We start from the raw sequence: 17,381 nt of genomic DNA on the forward strand, positions 1-17,381 counted from the left end.
GTCACACCTTCCGTACGGTGACGCCCGCGGCGGTCAGCGCGTCCACCGCGTCCTCGGGCGCCGTCCCGTCGGTCACGACGGCGTGCAGTGCCCCGGCGGGCAGGACGTGCGCGAGAGCCGTGCGGGACAGCTTCGCCCCTTCCGCGACGGCGATGACCCGGCGGGACGAGGCGATGGCGGCCCGTTTGACGGCGGCGTCGGCGAGGTCGTGGGCGGTGAGGCCGTCGGCCGCGGTCAGACCGCAGCAGCCGATGACGGCGGTGTCGAAGCGCAGCGCGGCCAGGGAGGCCTCGGTGAGCGGTCCGGTCAGGGCGAGCTCGCCCCTGCGGGGTGCGCCGCCCGGCAGCAGCAGCGTCAACCGGGGCGCGTCGGCGAGGGTGTTGGCGGCGTGCAGGGACAGGGGTACGACGGTCAGCCGGCGGTCGTGCAGCGCGCCGGCCACCTCCAGGCAGGTGGTGCCGCTGTCCAGGACGACGGACTCCCCGTCCGCGATCAGCGCCGCGACCTCGGCGGCGATGCGCCGCTTGACCTCGATGCCGTCCTGGGCGCGCAGCGCGAACGGGATCTCCTCCCCGCGCAGCAGCAGGCTCCGCGCCCCGCCGCGGTACCGCTCCAACACCCCTTGTTCGGACAGTGATTCGAGGTCGCGACGGATGGTCATCCCGGAGGCGCCGGTGAGCTCCGCGAGCTCCGCGACGCTTCGGCTGCCGTGGTCGCGCACGGCGTCGGTGATCTGCCTCAGGCGGTCTGCGCTCATACCTGAAGTGAACAGTATCAATGTTTGAAAGGCAACTATCGAACATTAATCATGTTTGTTATGTTCGATTGCATGGATACAGCGTTGCGTCGCGGCAGAGCGGCCACCTTCGTCTACTTCGCCCTGAACGGCTTCGTCATGGGCATGTGGATCGTCCACATCCCCGCCGTGGAAGCGGGCACCGGCGTCGGGCACGCGACTCTCGGCTGGCTCCTCCTGGTCCTCGGCGGCGGGGCCTTCGCCGGAATGCGGCTGGCCGGCCCGCTCACCGACCGGTTCGGTGCCAGGACGGCCGTACCCGCCGGCGCCGCACTCTGCAGCGCCGCCCTGGTCCTACCGGCGTTGGCCCACGACGCCCCGACCCTGGGCGCGGCCCTGTTCGTGCTCGGCTTCGGCAACGGCTGCCTCGACGTCGGCATGAACACCCACGCCGTCCAGGTGGAGCGCGCGTACGGCAGGCCCGTCATGTCCGCCTTCCACGCCGTCTTCTCCATCGGCGGCGTCCTCGCCGCCCTGGCCGGAGCCGTGGCACTGGCCCGCGGCGTCGGCGTCACCGCCGCGCTGGTCACCACCGCCATCGGCGGCATCGCCGTCGCCCTCCTCGCCGCCCGCGCCCTGCTCCCCCCGACACCCGCCGGACGCACCGGGACCGCCGCGGGCCCGGAACCCGCCGCCCCGGCAGGGAGCGGCACGGCCCCGCGGATCGGACTGCTGGCGGCCCTCGCCTTCATGCTCATGCTGTGCGAGGGGGTGGCCAACGACTGGAGCGCCCTGCACCTGCGGGACGCCCTCGGCGCTCCCGCCGCCACCGCCGCCCTCGCCTACGCCGCCTTCGCGACCGCCATGACCGTCGGCCGCCTCCTCACCGACCGGCTGACCGCACGGGTCGGACCCGCCGCCGTCCTGCGGTACGGCTGCGCCCTCGCCGCCGCCGGGCTGGCCCTGGCCGTCGCCGCCCCCGCGGTCGTGCCCGCCCTGGTCGGCTGGACCCTCTTCGGAGCCGGCCTCGCCGGCACCGTCCCGCAGCTCTTCAGCGCGGCCGGACACGCGGAACCGGACCGCGCCGGCGCCAACGTCGCCCGCATCGCCGGCCTCGGCTACCTGGGCATGCTCGCCGGGCCCGCCGTGATCGGTCCCCTCGCCCACCTCGTCTCCCTCGACCTGGCCCTGCTGCTCCCCGTGCTCCTGTGCGCCGTCGCCGCCCTCGCGGCCCGGACCCTCCACGGGCCGCGCCCCGCTGCCGGCCGGACGCCCGCCGCGCGGGAGCCGTTGCCGGAGCCCGGCATTGATCGTTCGTGTGGCTGACGGGCCGGCCGCACGGTCGGACGGCCGCGGGTGCGCGAGGCGAACGGAGTGGTCGGTTTGCGGGTCGAACGAAGGACGGTACTGCGGGCGGCATCGGTGGGCGCCCTCGCGACGCTGCTCGGCCGCACCCCGGCCGAGGCCGCGGCGCCCGGGACGGCCGCGACCGCCCCTGCCGCCGTCCCGGAACCGGCGGCGCCGGCGGGGCGGCGGGTCCGTCTGCGTTTCACCCGCACCACCAACGGCGCGGCGACCGCCACCGCCGACGGGCGACGCGTCGTGGCCGAGGTGCAGAACGTCCTCTGGTCGCTCCCGCCGGACGGTTCCCCCGCCACCCCCCTCACCCCACCCGACCTGGAACCGGGCCGTCCCGTGTTCTCCCCGGACGGCCGCCACGTCGCGATGAGCGCCTACCGCGGCGGCGCCTTCCACATCTGGGTGATGCGCGCCGACGGCTCGGGCCTGCGCCGCGTCACCGACGGCCCCTTCGACCACCGCGCACCCGCCTGGTCCCCCGACGGCCGCACCCTCGCCTTCTGCTCCGAACGCGGCGGCGACCCCGTGACGGGCTGTCCGTACCGCATCTGGACCGCCGCCCTCACCGGCGGCCCCCCGCGCCGCCTGACCGGAGCGCCCGGGCAGGACGGCCCCGGCCAGGACGGCGCCTGGGAGGACTTCGACCCGGCCTGGTCCGCGGACGGCTCCCGGGTCCTGTTCGTCCGTGCCACCCTCGACGGGGAGACCCTGACAGCCCGCACCCTCGCCTCCGTCGCCGCCGACGCCGCGGGCCCCGTCCGCACCGAACACACCGCCACCGAGGGCGCCCTCCTCGCCCCCGCCCTCTCCCCGGCCGGGCGCACCGCCTGGCTCAGCGCCGCCCCCGGCCCCCGCAAGGCCGAACTCCACACCCTGTACGTGGACGGCCGCCCCGTCGCCCTCGACGGGGACCTCGCCCCCGCGCCCCCGCGCTGGATCGGCGACGACCGGCTCCTGATCACCCTCGACGGCCGGTTCCGGACGATCCGCCCCCACCACGACCCCGTCGGCCGCGAAGTACCCCTCGACGCCACCCTCGAAGTGACCCGGCCCCGCTACCGGATCAAGGAGTACGCCCTGGAGGCCGAGAGCAGCCGCCCGGTGCTCGGCCTCCACCTGCCCAGCCTCTCGCCCGACGGCCGCAGCGTCGCCTTCGCCGCCCTGAACGCCCTCTGGATCGCTCCCGTCACCACCGGAGCACCCCGCAGGATCGTGCGGGCACCCGTCACGGCCTACGTCCAGGGGCCGGTGTGGACCCCCGACGGCCGGGCACTCGTCTACACCGACGACCGCGACGGGCTGAACACCGTGCGCCGCCGGGAACTCGCGGACGGCAGCGAGCGCGTCCTCGCCGCAGGCGGCCGCGTCTACGGAACACCCTCCCCGGACGGCGCCCGCCTCGCCGCCCTCGACCTGACCGGACGGCTCCTCGTCCGTGACCTCACCACCGGAGAGGAGACCCCGCTGGTCACGGCCCTCGGCGGCGGCGGACTGCCCGGCCCGCCCAGCTGGTCGCCCGACGGACGGTACGTCGCCCTCTGCGACCGCAACCGTCTCAACCGGCGCTTCCGAGAAGGCCACAACCTCATCCGGATCGTCGACACCACCACCGGCGCGGACCGCCTCCACCCGCTCGCCCCGCACGCCTCCCTGTCGGACCGCTACGCCTCCGGGCCGGTCTGGTCACCCGACGGACGCCACCTCGCCTGCGTCGCCGAATCCGCCCTCTGGCTGCTCCCCGTCACCCCCGACGGCGCCCCCGCCGGACCCGCCCGCCGCATCACCGACGAGAGCGCCGACCACCCCTCCTGGTCCGCCGACGGCCGGACCCTGCTCTACCAGAGCGGCAACCGGCTGCGCCTGCTCACCCTCGACGGGACGGGCGCGCCCGACGGGCCGCCCCGAACCGTGCCCGTCTCCCTGGACCACCGGCGGCCCTCGCCCGTCGACACCGTCGTGCACGCCGGCCTGCTCTGGGACGGCACCGGCTCCCCGCCCCGCGCCGACGTCGACGTCCTCATCCGGGACGGACGGATCGGCGCCGTCGAACCGCACCGGCCCGGCCGCCGGGCCGCGCGCACCGTCGACGCCTCCCGGGGCACCGTCCTGCCGGGCCTGTGGGACTCCCACGTCCATCCGTACCCGTACACCTACGGCGCCCGCCAGGGCCTGCTCCACCTCGCCTACGGCGTGACCACCACGGTCTCCCTCGGCGGCTCCGCCCACGAACAGGCCCGGCTGCGCGAGGACATCCGCGCCGGCCTGCTCCGCGCCCCCAGGCTGCTGGCCGGCGGGGAGCTCCTCGACGGCTCCCGGGTCGCCTACAGCATGGGGCGCGCCCACCGCACGCGGGCCGGATTCGCCCGCTCCCTGGCCCGCGCCGAGGCCCTGGACTGGGACTTCGTCAAAACCTATGTCAGGGCCCCGTACGAACTGATGGCCGAGGCGGCCCGGTTCGCGCACGAGCGTCTCGGCGTCCTCGCCGGCTCCCACCTGTGCGCCCCCGGCATCGGCAGCGGCCAGGACCTCACGACGCACCTCGTGGCCACCGAACGCGCCGAGCACGGTCACGGGGCGACTCCGCGCGGCCACACCTACCAGGACACCGTGGAGACCTACGCCCGCGGCGGCTTCGACCTGATCGCGACCCCGTTCACGGCGCTCCCGCTGCTCGGCGCCGATCCGGGACTGGCCGCCGACCCGCGCGTCACGGCCCTCATGCCGCCCTGGGACGTCGCGGCCGTACGGGCCGCCGCCGCGCGACCGCCGAGCGCGGAGCAGTACGCCGTCCTGGAACGGGAGGTCGCCGCCTACCGGGACGTCCTCGCGGGCGGCGGCCGGGTCGTCCTCGGCACCGACGCCCCGCTCACCCCGGTCGGCCTCCACCTCCACCTCGGCCTGCGCGCCCTGCACCGGTACGGCCTGTCCCCGGCGGAGGCGCTCACCACCGTCACCCTCGCCCCGGCCCGCACGTTCGGCGTCGCGGACCGGCTGGGCACCGTCGAGACGGGTCGGATCGCCGACCTCACCGTCATCGACGGCGACCCCTTCGCCGACTTCGACGACCTGGTCCGCGTCCGGGCGGCCGTGCGCGGCGGAACCCTGCACGAACGCGTCGAACTGGAGGAATCCCTGACCGGCGGGCGGGCCGCGGCTCCTGCAACCCCGCCCGCGGACGGTTGGCGCGCCGTGCTGGACCAGATGCTCCGCGACGGCTGCTGCCCCTCGTACTCCTCCTCATGAGCACGGCCGACCCCGGCACGCCACGACCACGGGCGCGGTGCGACGGGCGGGGCGCCGGCCCCGCCCGCCGGGCCGCTGGGCTGAAAGCTTGGTCGTTCGTGTCGGTGCCGGGGCGTGCGGTCGGCGTCCGGCACGGTGTGCGCAGTGGGCGGCCGTCCGCGTGCGACGGTCCAGGAACGCTGTGAGGGGTTCGCATGGCCGAGTACGACGACACCTCCCGGACCAGCCGTCGCGCCGTGCTGCTGGCGGCGGGAACGGCCGGGGCGGCCGCGCTGACCGCGGCCTGTTCGGGCGCGGTCGGGGACCGCGGGTCCACGACCCGGCAGCCGCCCGCCGCGGCGGCGGCCCTGCCGTCGGCGGGCTCCACCGTCCCCGGCTGCGTGCTCACGGCCGAGGCGGGCGAGGGCCCGTACTACCTGGACCTCGACAAGGTGCGGTCGGACGTCACGGAGGGCCGGGGCGGCGTGCCGTTCCGGCTCGACCTCACGGTGGTCCGGACTTCGGCGGGTTGCCGGCCCCTCGCGGACGTCGCCGTCGACATCTGGCAGGCCGACTCCTCCGGCACCTACTCGACCGGCAAGGCCACCTTCCTGCGCGGAACGCAGATCACCGACGCGGGCGGTCACGCCGTGTTCCGCACGATCGTGCCCGGCTGGTACGCGGGCCTGGCACCCCACATCCACTTCAAGGTGCGTCCCGACGCGGGCGCCGGGACCACCTCGCAGTTCTTCTTCCCCGAGGACCTCCTGCTGCGGGCGTACGCGCTCGCCCCCTACGACCGCCGGCGGGCCCCGAAGCACCCCAACGAGCGCGACGACCGCTACCGGGCGTCCGGCGCCGCCATGACGCTCAAGCCCCTCGCCGACGGTCAGGGTTACCGGGCCTCCTACACCGTCGGGATCGCCTGAACCCGTGCCGCCGGTACGGGAGTCAGGCGCCCGGTGCGCTGCAGCGCGTACACCGAGGCGGCGCACCCCAGGCCCAGGGCGCACAGCCCGAGCCAGGGCAGCGCGGACAGGCCGGCGGCCCGCGCGGTGTCCAGCGCGGCTCCCGTGAGCAGGTTGCCGACGGCGATGCCGAGCCCGCAGACGGTGTTGTAGAACCCGTAGTGCGTCGCGACCAGGCGGTCCCCGCAGAGCCGGACGATGGTGTCCATCTCGAAGGGGTAGGCGATCATCGTGCCCAGCGCCAGCATCAGCGCCGCCACCGCCGGTGGCCCCGCTGCCAGCAGCTTCGCCCCCGTACCGCCGGGCTCCACGGGCACCGCCGCGGCGGCCAGGAGCGGCAGGAAGGCCGCGCCCATCGTGAGCAGTCCCCAGGTGAGCGCGCGGCCCGGCTCCATCCGGGCCTTGCACCACGCGGTGACCCGGGTCTGGAGGAGGATCGTGCTCAGCCCCGACACGGCGAACAGGGCCGCGACCGACGCCGTACCGAAGGCGCCGTCGCCGCCGAGGCGCCGGACTTCCAGGGGCAGCGCCAGGTACACCTGGAAGGTCATGACGTACGAGCCGATCATGGCCAGGGAGAACAGCAGGAACGGCCGGTTGGCGAGGATCCCGCGCCACTGCGCCAGCACCTTCTCGCGCGGGCCCGCCGCCCGCTCCCCGGCGTCGTCGCCCCGTCGGGCGGGCAGCGCCCGGATCTGCACCGCGCCCAGTACGGCGAACACGGCCGCCGCCGTCAGACAGGTGACGCGGAACCCGATGCCCGTCAGCACCATCCCCACCAGCGGGCCCAGCAGGATGCCCGCCTGGTAGAAGACGTTGAACAGGGCGAAGGCCTCGACCCGGCGCTCACCCGAGGCCACCGCCAGGTACGCCCGGGTGGCCGGATTGAAGAGGGCTCCGGCCAGGCCCGTGGCCGCCGAGGCCGCGATCAGCGCGGGCACCGAACCGACCAGCCCGAGGGTGGCGAACCCGGCGACGCGCAGACCAAGCCCCGCGATGATCATCGGCTTGTAGCCGAGGCGGTCCGCCAGCGTCCCGCCGATCAGGAACATCCCCTGCTGGCTGAAGTTGCGTACGCCCAGGATCAGGCCGACCGTCCACGCCGCGAGTCCGAGGGAGCCCGCCAGGTGCGCGGCGAGGTAGGGCATGAGCATGTAGAAGCCGAGGTTGATGGTGAACTGGTTGACCATCAGCAGTTGGACGCAGCGGTCGTACGAGCGGACCTGCGCGAGGGTTCCCGGCATCAGGACCGCTCCTTCGCGGCGGCCGCGGGCGCGACCTCGGCTCCCGGGTCCGGGGCGCCGGACGGGTGCGGGGCGTCCGCGGTGCCCGCCGCGCCGGCGGACCTCAGCGGATCGACGACGTTCGCGCACCGGGTCCAGCGGGTGACCTCCCGCTCGTCCGGACGGGCGATCGTGTCGGGCTCGGTGGCCGGCGGGGCGTCCAACAGGCCGTGGGCGGCGCAGTAGTCGTCGTCGTACACGGTGCCCAGGTAGCGCTGCGGCCCGTCGGGGAAGACCGCCGCGATCCGGGAGCTCCGGGGCAGGGTCCGGGCCAGCCAGCCGGCGACCAGGGCGACCGCGCCGACGCTCCATCCGCCCGCCGCGTAGTGGGAGGCGGCGAGCAGCCGGCAGGTCCGCACCGCTTCCGCCGGGGCGACCCAGTGCACCTCGGAGAACTCCTCGTAGGCCACGTTGCGCGGATGGATGCTCGAACCGAGGCCCCGCATCAACCGGTTCCGGGCGGGCTGCCCGAAGATCGTGGACCCGACGGTGTCCACCCCGACCAGCCGCAGCCCCGGGTACAACTGGCGCAGGACGCGGGAGACGCCCGCTGAATGGCCCCCGGTGCCGACGCTGCACACCAGCACGTCGATGTGCCCCAGCTCGGCGGCCAGTTCGAGGGCCAGACCGGTGTACGCGGTGGTGTTGTCGGGGTTGTTGTACTGGTCCGGGCACCAGGAGTCCGGACGCCGCCGCAGCAGCTCGGCGACCCGGTCGCGGCGGGCCTGCTGCCACCCGCCGGTGGGGTGCGGCTCGGCGACGACGTCCACCCGCGCCCCGTACGCGGTGAGCAGGCGGGTCATGGAGGGTTCCAGGCCGGGGTCGGTGACCAGGGTGACGGGATGTCCGTGCACCATGCCGGCCAGCGCGAGCCCGAGGCCCAGGGTGCCGCTGGTGGACTCGATGATCCTGGCCCGGGGCGCGAGGTCGCCCCGGGCGCGGGCCCGTTCGACCATGTGCAGGCCGGGGCGGTCCTTGATGCCGCCGGGGTTGAAGCCTTCGAGCTTCGCCCAGAACCCGCGATCCGTCCGGGACGTGGGGTCGCCGACGCGCAGCAGGGGAGTGTTGCCGACCAGCCCGGACAGGGAGGCGCGGCTGGGGGGTGTGAGGCCGGTGATGGGGGGATGCATCGTTTCCGCTCTCGGTCGATGGAACCGGGTGGTCGCACGTGCGGGTGTCGTCGGTCCTTCCCACGGACGAACGGTCCTTCGGGATCGGCCGGGGGTGGCGGAGCCCGTGTGGGAGGACCGGGTCGGGAACGCCGGCGGCCGCCGCCGACGGTCGGGCGCGGCGGGCGGCCCGCCGGCCGGAGGTGGCCGCCGGGGCGTGGGCGGGGCAGGGCATGGTGGTGCGGTCGGCGGATCGCCGGGACGCGCGGGCGCGGCCGTGCGGGCGGGGCGGCCGGGCGGGGTGTCTACACCCGCAGGACGGCCGAGGTGACGGGACGCGCAGGGCCGGCTCCGGCCGGCGCGATCCCGGCGCGGTGGTCCGGACGTCCGGCCCGTACGCACCCGGGGTCGGTGTGGGGTGCGGTGCTGAAGGCCTCCGACACGGCCGCCTGGTGCGGTGGCAGCGGCGCGCACTCGTGCGCCGGGTGCACGGGGCCGTGGCCCTCGGCGGGCGCGGCCGGCACGTCGGACGGCGCCGTGCGGGTGACGGCGTGGGTCACCGACGCGCCGGACGTGCCGGGGCCCGGGTGGACGGCTCCGTCCTGGGCGGCGGTGCCGTGCGCGCAGAACAGGCCCATCAACAGCATGGTCAGAGCGAGCAGGCGAAGCAGGCCCGCCGGACGGCGGGCCCGCGAGATGCCGTGCGAGCGGTCTGTGACCATGCCGCGATGCTAGCGCTCCCTTCCGTCCGACGGTGGATCTCGATTCGGACATGGGAAAACAGGCCTCGTGAGGGTGAAGGAACGTCAATTGCCGTTCCGATGCCGTTCCGATGCCGTTCCGAACAATTCGCGCCGCGCCGGTGGCGACCGGTACGCCGGTGGGTGTGACATCCGAACGTTAAATTCGTTCAGGAGAAAGTGCATTCCACGTCAAGGAAAGCTATTTCAAGACAGTGGATGATCATCCGTGGCTACGGTTCGACCGAGACCGGGCACGTGGGCGCCTGCCGGTCGGGCGCGGCACGCACCCGACCGGATCGAAGGAGGAGCCGCCGTGACCGCCCCCGGTGCGCAAGCGAACCGACTCAAACGCACCTTCGAGGCCCTGTCCGTCCGCAACTTCCGGCTCTTCGCCGGCGGCCAGCTGCTGTCCGTCACCTGCACCTGGATGATGATCGTCGCCCAGGACTGGCTCGTCCTGTCCCTGTCCGGGGACTCGGGAACGGCCCTGGGCCTGGTCACCGCCCTGCAGTTCACTCCCGTCCTGCTGCTGACCCTCACGGGCGGCCGGCTCGCCGACCGGTACGACAAGCGCGTGCTCCTCATCTGGGCGAACGCCGCCTCCGGCGTCCTCTCCCTGCTGTTCGCCCTCGCGGTCCTCCTCCCCGGCGCCGAACTGTGGCACGTCTACCTGTTCGCCCTGGGGCTCGGCACCGTCAACGCCGTCGAGGTGCCGACCCGGCTCTCGTTCATCAGCGAGATGGTCGGCGCGGAACTCCTGCCCAACGCCTCGGCCCTGAGCGCCGCCTACTTCAACGCGGCACGCGTCGTCGGACCCGCCCTCGCCGGCCTGCTCATCAGCGCCTTCGGCACCGGGCCCGTCATCGCGCTGAACGCCGTCAGCTACCTGGCCACCGTCCTCAGCCTGCTGGCCATGCGGCCCGCCGAACTCCGGCGCGACGGTGCCCCGCGACGGGGCGCCACCAAGGTCTCCCACGGACTGGCGTACGTCCGGGGCCGGCCGGACCTCATGCTGCCCATGGCGCTCGTCGGGGTCGTCGGCATGTTCGGCTTCAACTTCCAGCTCACCCTGCCGCTCCTGGCGAAAACCGTGTTCCACGCCGACTCGCGGGCGTTCGGGCTGCTCGCCAGCGCACTGGCGGCCGGCTCGCTCCTCGCGGCCTTCGTCACCACCGCCCGTCGGGGCCGGCCCTCCGCCACCCTGGTCGTCACGTCCGCCATCGCCTTCGGCCTGCTGGAGACCCTCACCGGGCTGGCCCCCACCTTCGCCACCGCCCTGGTCCTGCTGGCCGCCACCGGCTTCGCGTCGATAACCTTCGCCCAGGCGACGAACCACCGCATCCAACTCGGCAGCGACCCCGCCTTCCGGGGCCGCGTCATGGCCCTCTACGCCCTGATCATGCAGGGCACCACCCCCGTGGGGGCGCTCCTGCTGGGTTGGCTCGCCGAACACTGGGGAGCCCGCTCGGGCCTCTACGTCGGAGGGCTGGTCTCGCTGGCCGCGGCCCTCGTCGTGCTCGCCGTCCAACGGCGCGGGACCCGTACCGGCGCGCCGCCGGACGAGGACACCCGGCTGAACCGCCCGGAAGTCCCCGACCACCGCTGACCCGCGACGGGACGGCCGCGGGCCACCGGACGACGCGGACCCGACCGACAAGATCCGAAAGGTATGGCCTGGGGCCTGTCGTCGAACTCCCGTCCGCCTCGCGGTGTCCGGTGGTGGTCGTCGAGGTGGCGGCGGTCCCGACACCACGGCGTCAGCGAACACCTTGGATTTCACCGCGCCCCCCGCATCGATTCACCCGATTCACCCGGGCCGATGATCGGACTCATTGATCCGGAGCATTGCGGTCAAGCGAGCCGGGGGCAAGAAATCGCCCTTTCGTGTCAGGGGAATTGCGGGAACGTCAATGCGCGGTGAGGCGGAACTCCGGTGCCGGTATTCGTCATCCGCGTGCTGCCGGGCCGCCGTGGACCGCCTTCGCCGTCCACCACGGGACGCGGAGCGCCGAGCGCCGAGCGCCGGGCGTCGAGCGCCGGGCGTCGAGCGCCGGGCGTCGAGCGCCTACGGGGACGGTCGGACCGGGTCCTGTCGGTCGACCCGCTCGGACACCTGGTGCAACCGGAGCGCGAGTTGGAGCTCCAGGGCCCGGTCCGGCGACTGCCAGTCCGCTCCGAGCAACCGGCCGATGCGGTCCAGGCGCTGCACGACGGTGTTGACGTGGACGTGCAGGAGGTCCTTCGCCCGGGACTGGCTCATCCCCGCCGCGAAGTAGGTCCGCAAGGTGTGCACGAGATCGCTGCCGCGCCGCTCGTCGTACTCCAACAGGGGGCCGAGCGTGGTCCGTACGTAGGAGGGCAGGTCGGGGCCCTCGCCCAGGAGCACCCCCAGGAACCCGAGCCCGGCCAGCGTGCCGCCGTCCCCGGCGCGTCCCAGGGCCCGTAGCGCGGACAGACAGCGCAGGGCCTCCCCGTGCGCCGCCGGCAGCATGACGCAGTCGCCGTCCGTGCCCGCCGCCCCGACCGTGACCGGGCCTCCCACCGCCCGCCCGAGGGCCGCGGCGAGGGCCACGGCGTCGGGCCCGGGCGCGTCCGACGGGGCCAGGAGCACCGCGTGGTCGTGGTGGACGCCCGCCAACCCCCGCCGCGCACGCGCCTGGTGCGCCGCCGCGGCGAGCAGCCGCGGCCGGGGCGCGGCATCGCTGTGCAGGACGAACAGCGCCTGGGGCCGCGCCAGATCGACGCCCAGCCGGCGGGCCCGTACGGCCAGGCCCGCCGGATCCGCCGCGCTACCGAGCAGGTCGCCGAGGAGCTCGCCCCGTATCCGATCCTCCGTCTCGGCGACCGAACGACGTTGGAGCAGCAACAACGCCGCGACCGTGGCCGCACGTTCGAAGAGGCGGCGCCCCGCGGCGTCGAGTCCGGGGCGTCCGGTCAGGGTGACGCTGCCCAGGATCTCCGGACCGGCGAGCACCGCGCACACCCAGGTCCCGTCCAGCGGGACGGCCCGCCCGCCGGCCCGGGAGGCCGCCACGGCCTCGTCGGGCGCGGGCCGTGACCCGGTCCGGGACCGGGCCAGTTCCGTCCCGTCGGCGTCGTGGACGAGGGTGCCCCCGTCGAGGAGCGTCCCGATGGCCGCGGCCACCTCCGCGATGTCCCCGCCCCGCAGGACGAGCCCCGTGAGCCGGTCGTGGGCCTCCTCCGCGCGGCGCAGCGCGTCGCTGTTCTCCTGGATGGTGCGGGAGGCGACGCCCAGTTCGGACAGGGCCCGGCGGGTCTCCTCCAGGAGGCGGGCCCCGTCGATGGCTATCGCCGCGTGGTCGGCGAGCGAGGAGAGCAGCGCCACCTCCCGCGCGGAGAACTCGCGCGGGTTGCGGTCGGCGGCGAACAGGACGCCGATCACCTTCGCCCCGAGCCGCAGCGGCACCCCCAGGATGGCGTGCAGTTCCTCCTCGCCGACCGCCCTGTCGATCGGACCCGTGTGCCGGAACCGGGGGTCGCTCTGGTAGTCCCCGGTGGCGTACGGGCGGGCGGTCTGGGCGACGAGCCCGCCCAACCCCTCGCCCATGCCGAGCCGCAACTGTTGGAACGCGGCCGACACCGAACCGTCGGTGACCCGCATGAAGGTGTCGCCCGCGGCCTCGTCGTTCAGCGAGAGGTACGTGACGTCCGTGTGCAGGAGCTGCTTGGCACGGTGGGTGATCGCCCGCAGCACGGCGTCCAGGTCGCGCAGCGCCGCGAGGTCGCCCGCCGTGTCGAACAACGCCGTCAGCTCGGCCTCGCGGGTCCGGTGCTGGGCCAGCGTGCGGTGGACGTCCAGTGCCGCGCGCGTGGCGTCCTCCAGATCGGCCAGCTCCCCTGCGGGAGCGCCGGCGGCGCGGGCGTCCGCCAGCGGCCGGGCGAGGTCCTCGGCGGGAGCGCCGAGGGCCAGCAGCCCGAGCAGGTCCCGTACCCCTGCCCGGGTCCGCGGGCTGTCCGGGTTCGTCACGGGGCTGAGCTTACGGTCGGCGGCCGGTCAGCGGCCGACGGGGGCGGACTCCGAGTGGGCGGCCCCGACGGGGGCGCGGTCCGTGCCGGTGAGGCTGCGGCCCTTCGTCTCCCGCGCCAGCAGCACCGTCACCGTCGTGACCAGTGCCGCCGCGCAGAGGTAGAGGGAGACGGGGAAGGAGGACTCGTGGTCCCGCAGGAGTTCGACCGCGATGATCGGGGCCAGGGCGCCGCCGAGGATGGAGGCGAGCTGGGAGCCCATGGAGGCGCCGGAGTAGCGGACCCGGGTGTCGAACAGCTCCGAGATGAAGGCCGCCTGGGGGCCGTACATCGCCCCGTGCAACAGCAGTCCGGCCGTCACCGCGACCGCGATCATCGGGAACGACCTGGTGTCCAGCAGGGCGAAGAAGGCGAAGGCCCAGACCGCCATGCCGACCGACCCGACGAGCGTGACCGCCCGGCGGCCGATCCGGTCCGACAGGGCGCCCCACATCGGGATCGTCACGAAGTGCACGGCCGAACCGATCAGCACGGCGTTCAGCGCGTCGCTCTTGGGCAGTTGGAGGTGGACGGTGACGTACACCAGCAGGAAGGCCGTCAGGATGTAGTACGAGACGTTCTCCCCGAGCCGGGTCCCGATCGCCGTGAGGATGCCGCGCCGGCCGGTGCGCAGGACCTCGACGACCGGCGGTTTGCGCCGCTCGCCCGCCGCCTCCTCGGCCTCGGCCCGGGCCCGGGCCTCCAGGAAGGCGGGCGATTCCGACACCGACACCCGGATCCACAGCCCGATCACCACCAGCACCCCCGACAGCAGGAACGGCACCCGCCACCCCCAGGCGAGGAACGCCTCGTCGGACTGCACGGCCGCGAGGAGCGCGAGGACGCCCGTCGCGAGCAGGTTGCCGCCCGGGGCGCCGGCCTGCGGCCACGACGCCCAGAAGCCCCGGTTGCGGTCGTCGCCGTGCTCGGCGACGAGCAGCACGGCCCCGCCCCATTCGCCGCCCAGCGCGAAGCCCTGGACCAGCCGCAGCACGGTGAGCAGGATCGGCGCACCGACCCCGATGCTCGCGTGGGTGGGCAGCAGCCCCATGGCGAAGGTGGCGCCGCCCATCATCAGCAGGCTGAGCACCAGCAGCTTCTTGCGGCCCACCCGGTCGCCGTAGTGCCCGAAGACGATCCCGCCCAGGGGACGGGCGGCGAAGCCGACTGCGTAGGTGAGGAACGCGAGGAGGGTCCCGACCAGGGGGTCGCTGGTGGGGAAGAACAGGGTGTTGAAGACGAGGGCGGCGGCGGACCCGTAGAGGAAGAAGTCGTACCACTCGACGGTGGTCCCGACGAGGCTCGCGGCGACGATCCGCCGGATTCCGGCTGGCGCCTTCGGGTCGGTACCGGTGGAGGCCATGTGCACCACTTCCAGGGTGTCTGCGGGGACGGCGGGTGTGGCCACAACGTAGAAGTCCGCAGGTCGGCGGAATATGTGGCCAGTCATCACAATCAGCCCCAGCAGGGTGTGTCAGACCACCACTTGGTGCGAACCCATCCCCTCAGCCCCCTCTCGGCGAGGGTCGGTAAGCTCTGCCGGAATTGCAGAGTCACACCTGTTTTGGGGAGGTGGTGCTGGCTCCCGTGCTGGTTCGGTGCTGGTTACGCAGGGTTGACCACGAGCCGTTTGTGGTCGGGATGGTGCGAAGCGGACGCGCCAGAAACAAGCTTCGGTTTCATCTCTCAGGTCTGCTTCGTGCCGGCTTCGGCGGGTACCTCTTGGCGTCCAAACCCGACTAGGCCGTCTCTTCCGGATCTTGCTCCCCCAGCTACCGCTGGGAGGTGCCCCCGGACCCGCGCCGCCCGGCACCGCACCTCGCCGCCTTGGCGGGGCACCAAGTACGTCCAGTACGGCGGCGCCCCGCCAAGGCGCCGATGAACGGCACCTGGGGGATACGCGGGCTTGACCGACAAGATCCGAAAGAGGCGGCCTGACGCCACGGCCGCGAACGCGCTGATCAGTGCTCGGTTCTGCGAGTTCTCCTGGTGATCGCCGGGTTTGGAGCGGCCGCAGTCCAGGGCGTGGGTTCGATTCGCGGGAGTGGTCAACGGCAGGAGGCCGGCGCGGCCGGTGGCGGGTTCCTCGCTCGTCGACTGACGTTGTTGTCAGTGGCGCCTACTAGGCTTCGCGTATGGCCGCCAATCGCACCAAGGTGCCTCGTCCGTTAGCCCGGCAGCTCTTCGTCGAGACTGGTCACCGGTGCGCTATACCGACCTGTCGTGCGACTCCTCTGGAGATCGCGCACATCGTGCCCTGGCACCGCGTCCAGAGGCACGATTTCCACAACATGATCGTTCTGTGCCCGAACTGCCACACCCGCTTCGATCGCGGAGGCATCGACCGCCAGGCCATGTTCCGCTACAAGGAGCTGCTGCGGCTGCCGAACCCCAACCGCGTGGCGCCCGAGGATCCTTCTCCGAGAGCGGGTCTCATCCGGGCGTACCGGCTGTTCCAGAGCGACATGACCGGCTGGCACAAGGCCATCTCCGAGCTGGTCGCGGCAGTCAATTTCTCCTCCGGCGGCTTTCCGACCAGCAATCTGAAGCCGGTCCGCAGGGCGGCGTCCGTCGCCCGTGCCTCCGCCGACAAGCTGTGCGAGCTGGGCGGTGAGGGGGTCGCCTCGGCGGCCGACCGTGTCTTCGAGTGGTATCGAAGCTGGGCGAGCGAGGTGTTCGACCTGGAGCCTTCCGCCTTCAGAGTGACCGGAAGGGACGACTTCGAGGACTGGGCGGAGGAGCGGTTCCTGGCCTTCGTCGTGCTCCATGAGGAGCTCTGCGCGGTGCTGGACATGGGACCCACGGAGCTGGACTTCTTCGAGGCCGAGAGAGTCGAACGGGAGCTTCCCGATGTCCCCCTCGGCACCCGCGGCTTGTGTCGGACGGACGAGACGGATGAGTGACCGCCCGGGGTTGTTCCGGTACGGCCCGGGCTTAGGCCGTTTCCTTCGGATCACCTTGCTGACCAGATGAAGATGGCGGCGAGGTGGAGTCCGGCGAGGTAGATGGTGGCGGTCTTGTCGTATCTGGTGGCCAGGCCGCGCCACTGCTTGAGCTTGTTGGTGCACCGCTCGACGGTGTTCCGCTGCTTGTAGGCCTCGCGGTCGAAGGACAGCGGGCGGCCGCCGTGTCGGCCGAGGCGCTTGCGGTTCGCGGCCTGGTCGGCGGGCTGCGGGATCACCGCCCGGATCCCGCGCCGCCGCAGATGACGGCGGATCGCCCGGGATGAATAGGCCTTGTCGGCCAGGACCACGTCCGGCGTGGTCCTGGGGCGGCCGGTCCGTCGGGGTACTCGTAATTGGGCCATGACCTGGGGGAACGCGAGTGCGTCACCGGCCTGGCCGGGCGTGACGACGAATGCGAGTGGGCGGCAGCGGCTGTCCGCGGCGAGGTGGATCTTTGTGGTCAGTCCGCCGCGGGAGCGTCCGAGGTCATGGTCGGCGGGCGCGCCGGCCGGGGCCCCTTTTGGCGGGCTCCGGCCGTGTGCTGATGTGCTCGCACGATCGTGGAATCGACCGGGACAACCCAGTCCAGGTCGCCCTCGGCGTCGGCCTGCGCAAGGAGAGCGGTGAAGACCTTCGCCCACGTCCCGTCGGCCGCCCACATCCGCAGCCGGTTGTGGGCGCCCTTCCACGACCCGAAATGCTCGGGTAGATCCATCCACGGCGTCCCGGTGCGGTACTTGAACGCGATCGCGTCGATCACCTGCCGGTGATCCCGCCACCGCCCACCCCGCCGAGGCGCCCGATCCGGCAGCAACGGCTCGATGCGGGCCCACTGGGCATCAGTCAACGACACACATCAACCAACGATCCGATGATCCGAAAGACACGGCCTAGATGTATTGACCCGCAGGGTTGTTCACACGGCTGATGGGTGGGTTGCCGTCGAGTGCGGTGTGGCAGCGGTGATGGTTGTAGGTGTGGAGGAAGTCT

12 protein-coding genes and 1 pseudogene are annotated in these 17,381 nt (G+C 73.5%); 5 read left to right on the forward strand and 8 right to left on the reverse strand.

Annotation, left to right across the window (positions count from 1 at the left end):
- Position 1 precedes the first annotated feature (1 nt).
- Positions 2-757, reverse strand: a complete 756-nt coding sequence (locus tag ACFVS6_RS09090) for a DeoR/GlpR family DNA-binding transcription regulator (protein WP_389702029.1) — start codon at positions 755-757, stop codon at positions 2-4.
- Between the two features lie 72 nt (positions 758-829).
- On the opposite strand from ACFVS6_RS09090, the gene ACFVS6_RS09095 reads away from it, so the two are divergent.
- The 3 genes from ACFVS6_RS09095 to ACFVS6_RS09105 all read left to right on the forward strand — a co-directional run bounded on the left by ACFVS6_RS09095 (position 830) and on the right by ACFVS6_RS09105 (position 6,246).
- Positions 830-2,062 (forward strand): MFS transporter, encoded by a 1,233-nt coding sequence (locus ACFVS6_RS09095; RefSeq protein ID WP_389702031.1) that lies wholly within the window; start codon positions 830-832, stop codon positions 2,060-2,062.
- A gap of 48 nt (positions 2,063-2,110) precedes the next feature.
- On the forward strand, positions 2,111-5,338 hold the full coding sequence (locus tag ACFVS6_RS09100) for an amidohydrolase family protein (RefSeq protein WP_389702033.1): 3,228 nt from the start codon (positions 2,111-2,113) through the stop codon (positions 5,336-5,338).
- A 194-nt stretch (positions 5,339-5,532) separates the two neighbouring features.
- Complete coding sequence (locus tag ACFVS6_RS09105) at positions 5,533-6,246, forward strand: intradiol ring-cleavage dioxygenase (RefSeq protein WP_389702035.1); 714 nt, start codon at positions 5,533-5,535, stop codon at positions 6,244-6,246.
- On the opposite strand, the gene ACFVS6_RS09110 is transcribed toward ACFVS6_RS09105, so the two are convergent.
- From ACFVS6_RS09110 to ACFVS6_RS09120, 3 genes are all read right to left on the reverse strand, one after another.
- Entirely contained in the window at positions 6,225-7,529 is a 1,305-nt protein-coding gene (locus ACFVS6_RS09110) for an MFS transporter (RefSeq protein WP_389702037.1), read from the reverse strand. The genes ACFVS6_RS09105 and ACFVS6_RS09110 overlap by 22 nt on opposite strands.
- The gene (locus tag ACFVS6_RS09115; RefSeq protein WP_389702039.1) at positions 7,529-8,698 is read right to left on the reverse strand and encodes a PLP-dependent cysteine synthase family protein; all 1,170 of its coding nucleotides are present in this window, start codon (positions 8,696-8,698) and stop codon (positions 7,529-7,531) included. Before ACFVS6_RS09115 ends, ACFVS6_RS09110 begins: the two co-directional genes overlap by 1 nt.
- A gap of 284 nt (positions 8,699-8,982) precedes the next feature.
- Positions 8,983-9,399, reverse strand: a complete 417-nt coding sequence (locus ACFVS6_RS09120) for a hypothetical protein (protein WP_389702041.1) — start codon at positions 9,397-9,399, stop codon at positions 8,983-8,985.
- A 334-nt stretch (positions 9,400-9,733) separates the two neighbouring features.
- Here ACFVS6_RS09120 and ACFVS6_RS09125 point away from each other — a divergent pair, with 334 nt between their 5' ends.
- Complete coding sequence (locus ACFVS6_RS09125) at positions 9,734-11,026, forward strand: MFS transporter (RefSeq protein WP_389702043.1); 1,293 nt, start codon at positions 9,734-9,736, stop codon at positions 11,024-11,026.
- A 459-nt stretch (positions 11,027-11,485) separates the two neighbouring features.
- Here ACFVS6_RS09125 and ACFVS6_RS09130 read toward each other — a convergent pair whose 3' ends face one another.
- Together ACFVS6_RS09130 and ACFVS6_RS09135 are read right to left on the reverse strand one after the other, a co-directional pair.
- On the reverse strand, positions 11,486-13,408 hold the full coding sequence (locus ACFVS6_RS09130; RefSeq protein ID WP_389702045.1) for a helix-turn-helix domain-containing protein: 1,923 nt from the start codon (positions 13,406-13,408) through the stop codon (positions 11,486-11,488).
- A gap of 27 nt (positions 13,409-13,435) precedes the next feature.
- On the reverse strand, positions 13,436-14,809 hold the full coding sequence (locus ACFVS6_RS09135; protein ID WP_389702076.1) for an MFS transporter: 1,374 nt from the start codon (positions 14,807-14,809) through the stop codon (positions 13,436-13,438).
- A gap of 772 nt (positions 14,810-15,581) precedes the next feature.
- On the opposite strand from ACFVS6_RS09135, the gene ACFVS6_RS09140 reads away from it, so the two are divergent.
- Positions 15,582-16,349, forward strand: a complete 768-nt coding sequence (locus tag ACFVS6_RS09140; RefSeq protein WP_389702047.1) for an HNH endonuclease — start codon at positions 15,582-15,584, stop codon at positions 16,347-16,349.
- Positions 16,350-16,399: 50 nt separating this feature from the next.
- Here ACFVS6_RS09140 and ACFVS6_RS09145 read toward each other — a convergent pair.
- Together ACFVS6_RS09145 and ACFVS6_RS09150 are read right to left on the reverse strand one after the other, a co-directional pair.
- Positions 16,400-17,244 (reverse strand): IS5 family transposase gene (locus tag ACFVS6_RS09145; protein WP_389702049.1). Its coding sequence is split into 2 segments (ribosomal slippage): positions 16,400-16,885 and positions 16,888-17,244, totalling 843 coding nucleotides; the frame shifts between segments, so codons are not numbered across the junction.
- Between the two features lie 37 nt (positions 17,245-17,281).
- A pseudogene (locus ACFVS6_RS09150) lies at positions 17,282-17,381 on the reverse strand (IS481 family transposase); the annotation flags it as partial.

Source organism: Streptomyces sp. NPDC057939 (assembly GCF_042887545.1).
In the GTDB taxonomy this organism is placed as follows: Bacteria; Actinomycetota; Actinomycetes; order Streptomycetales; family Streptomycetaceae; genus Streptomyces.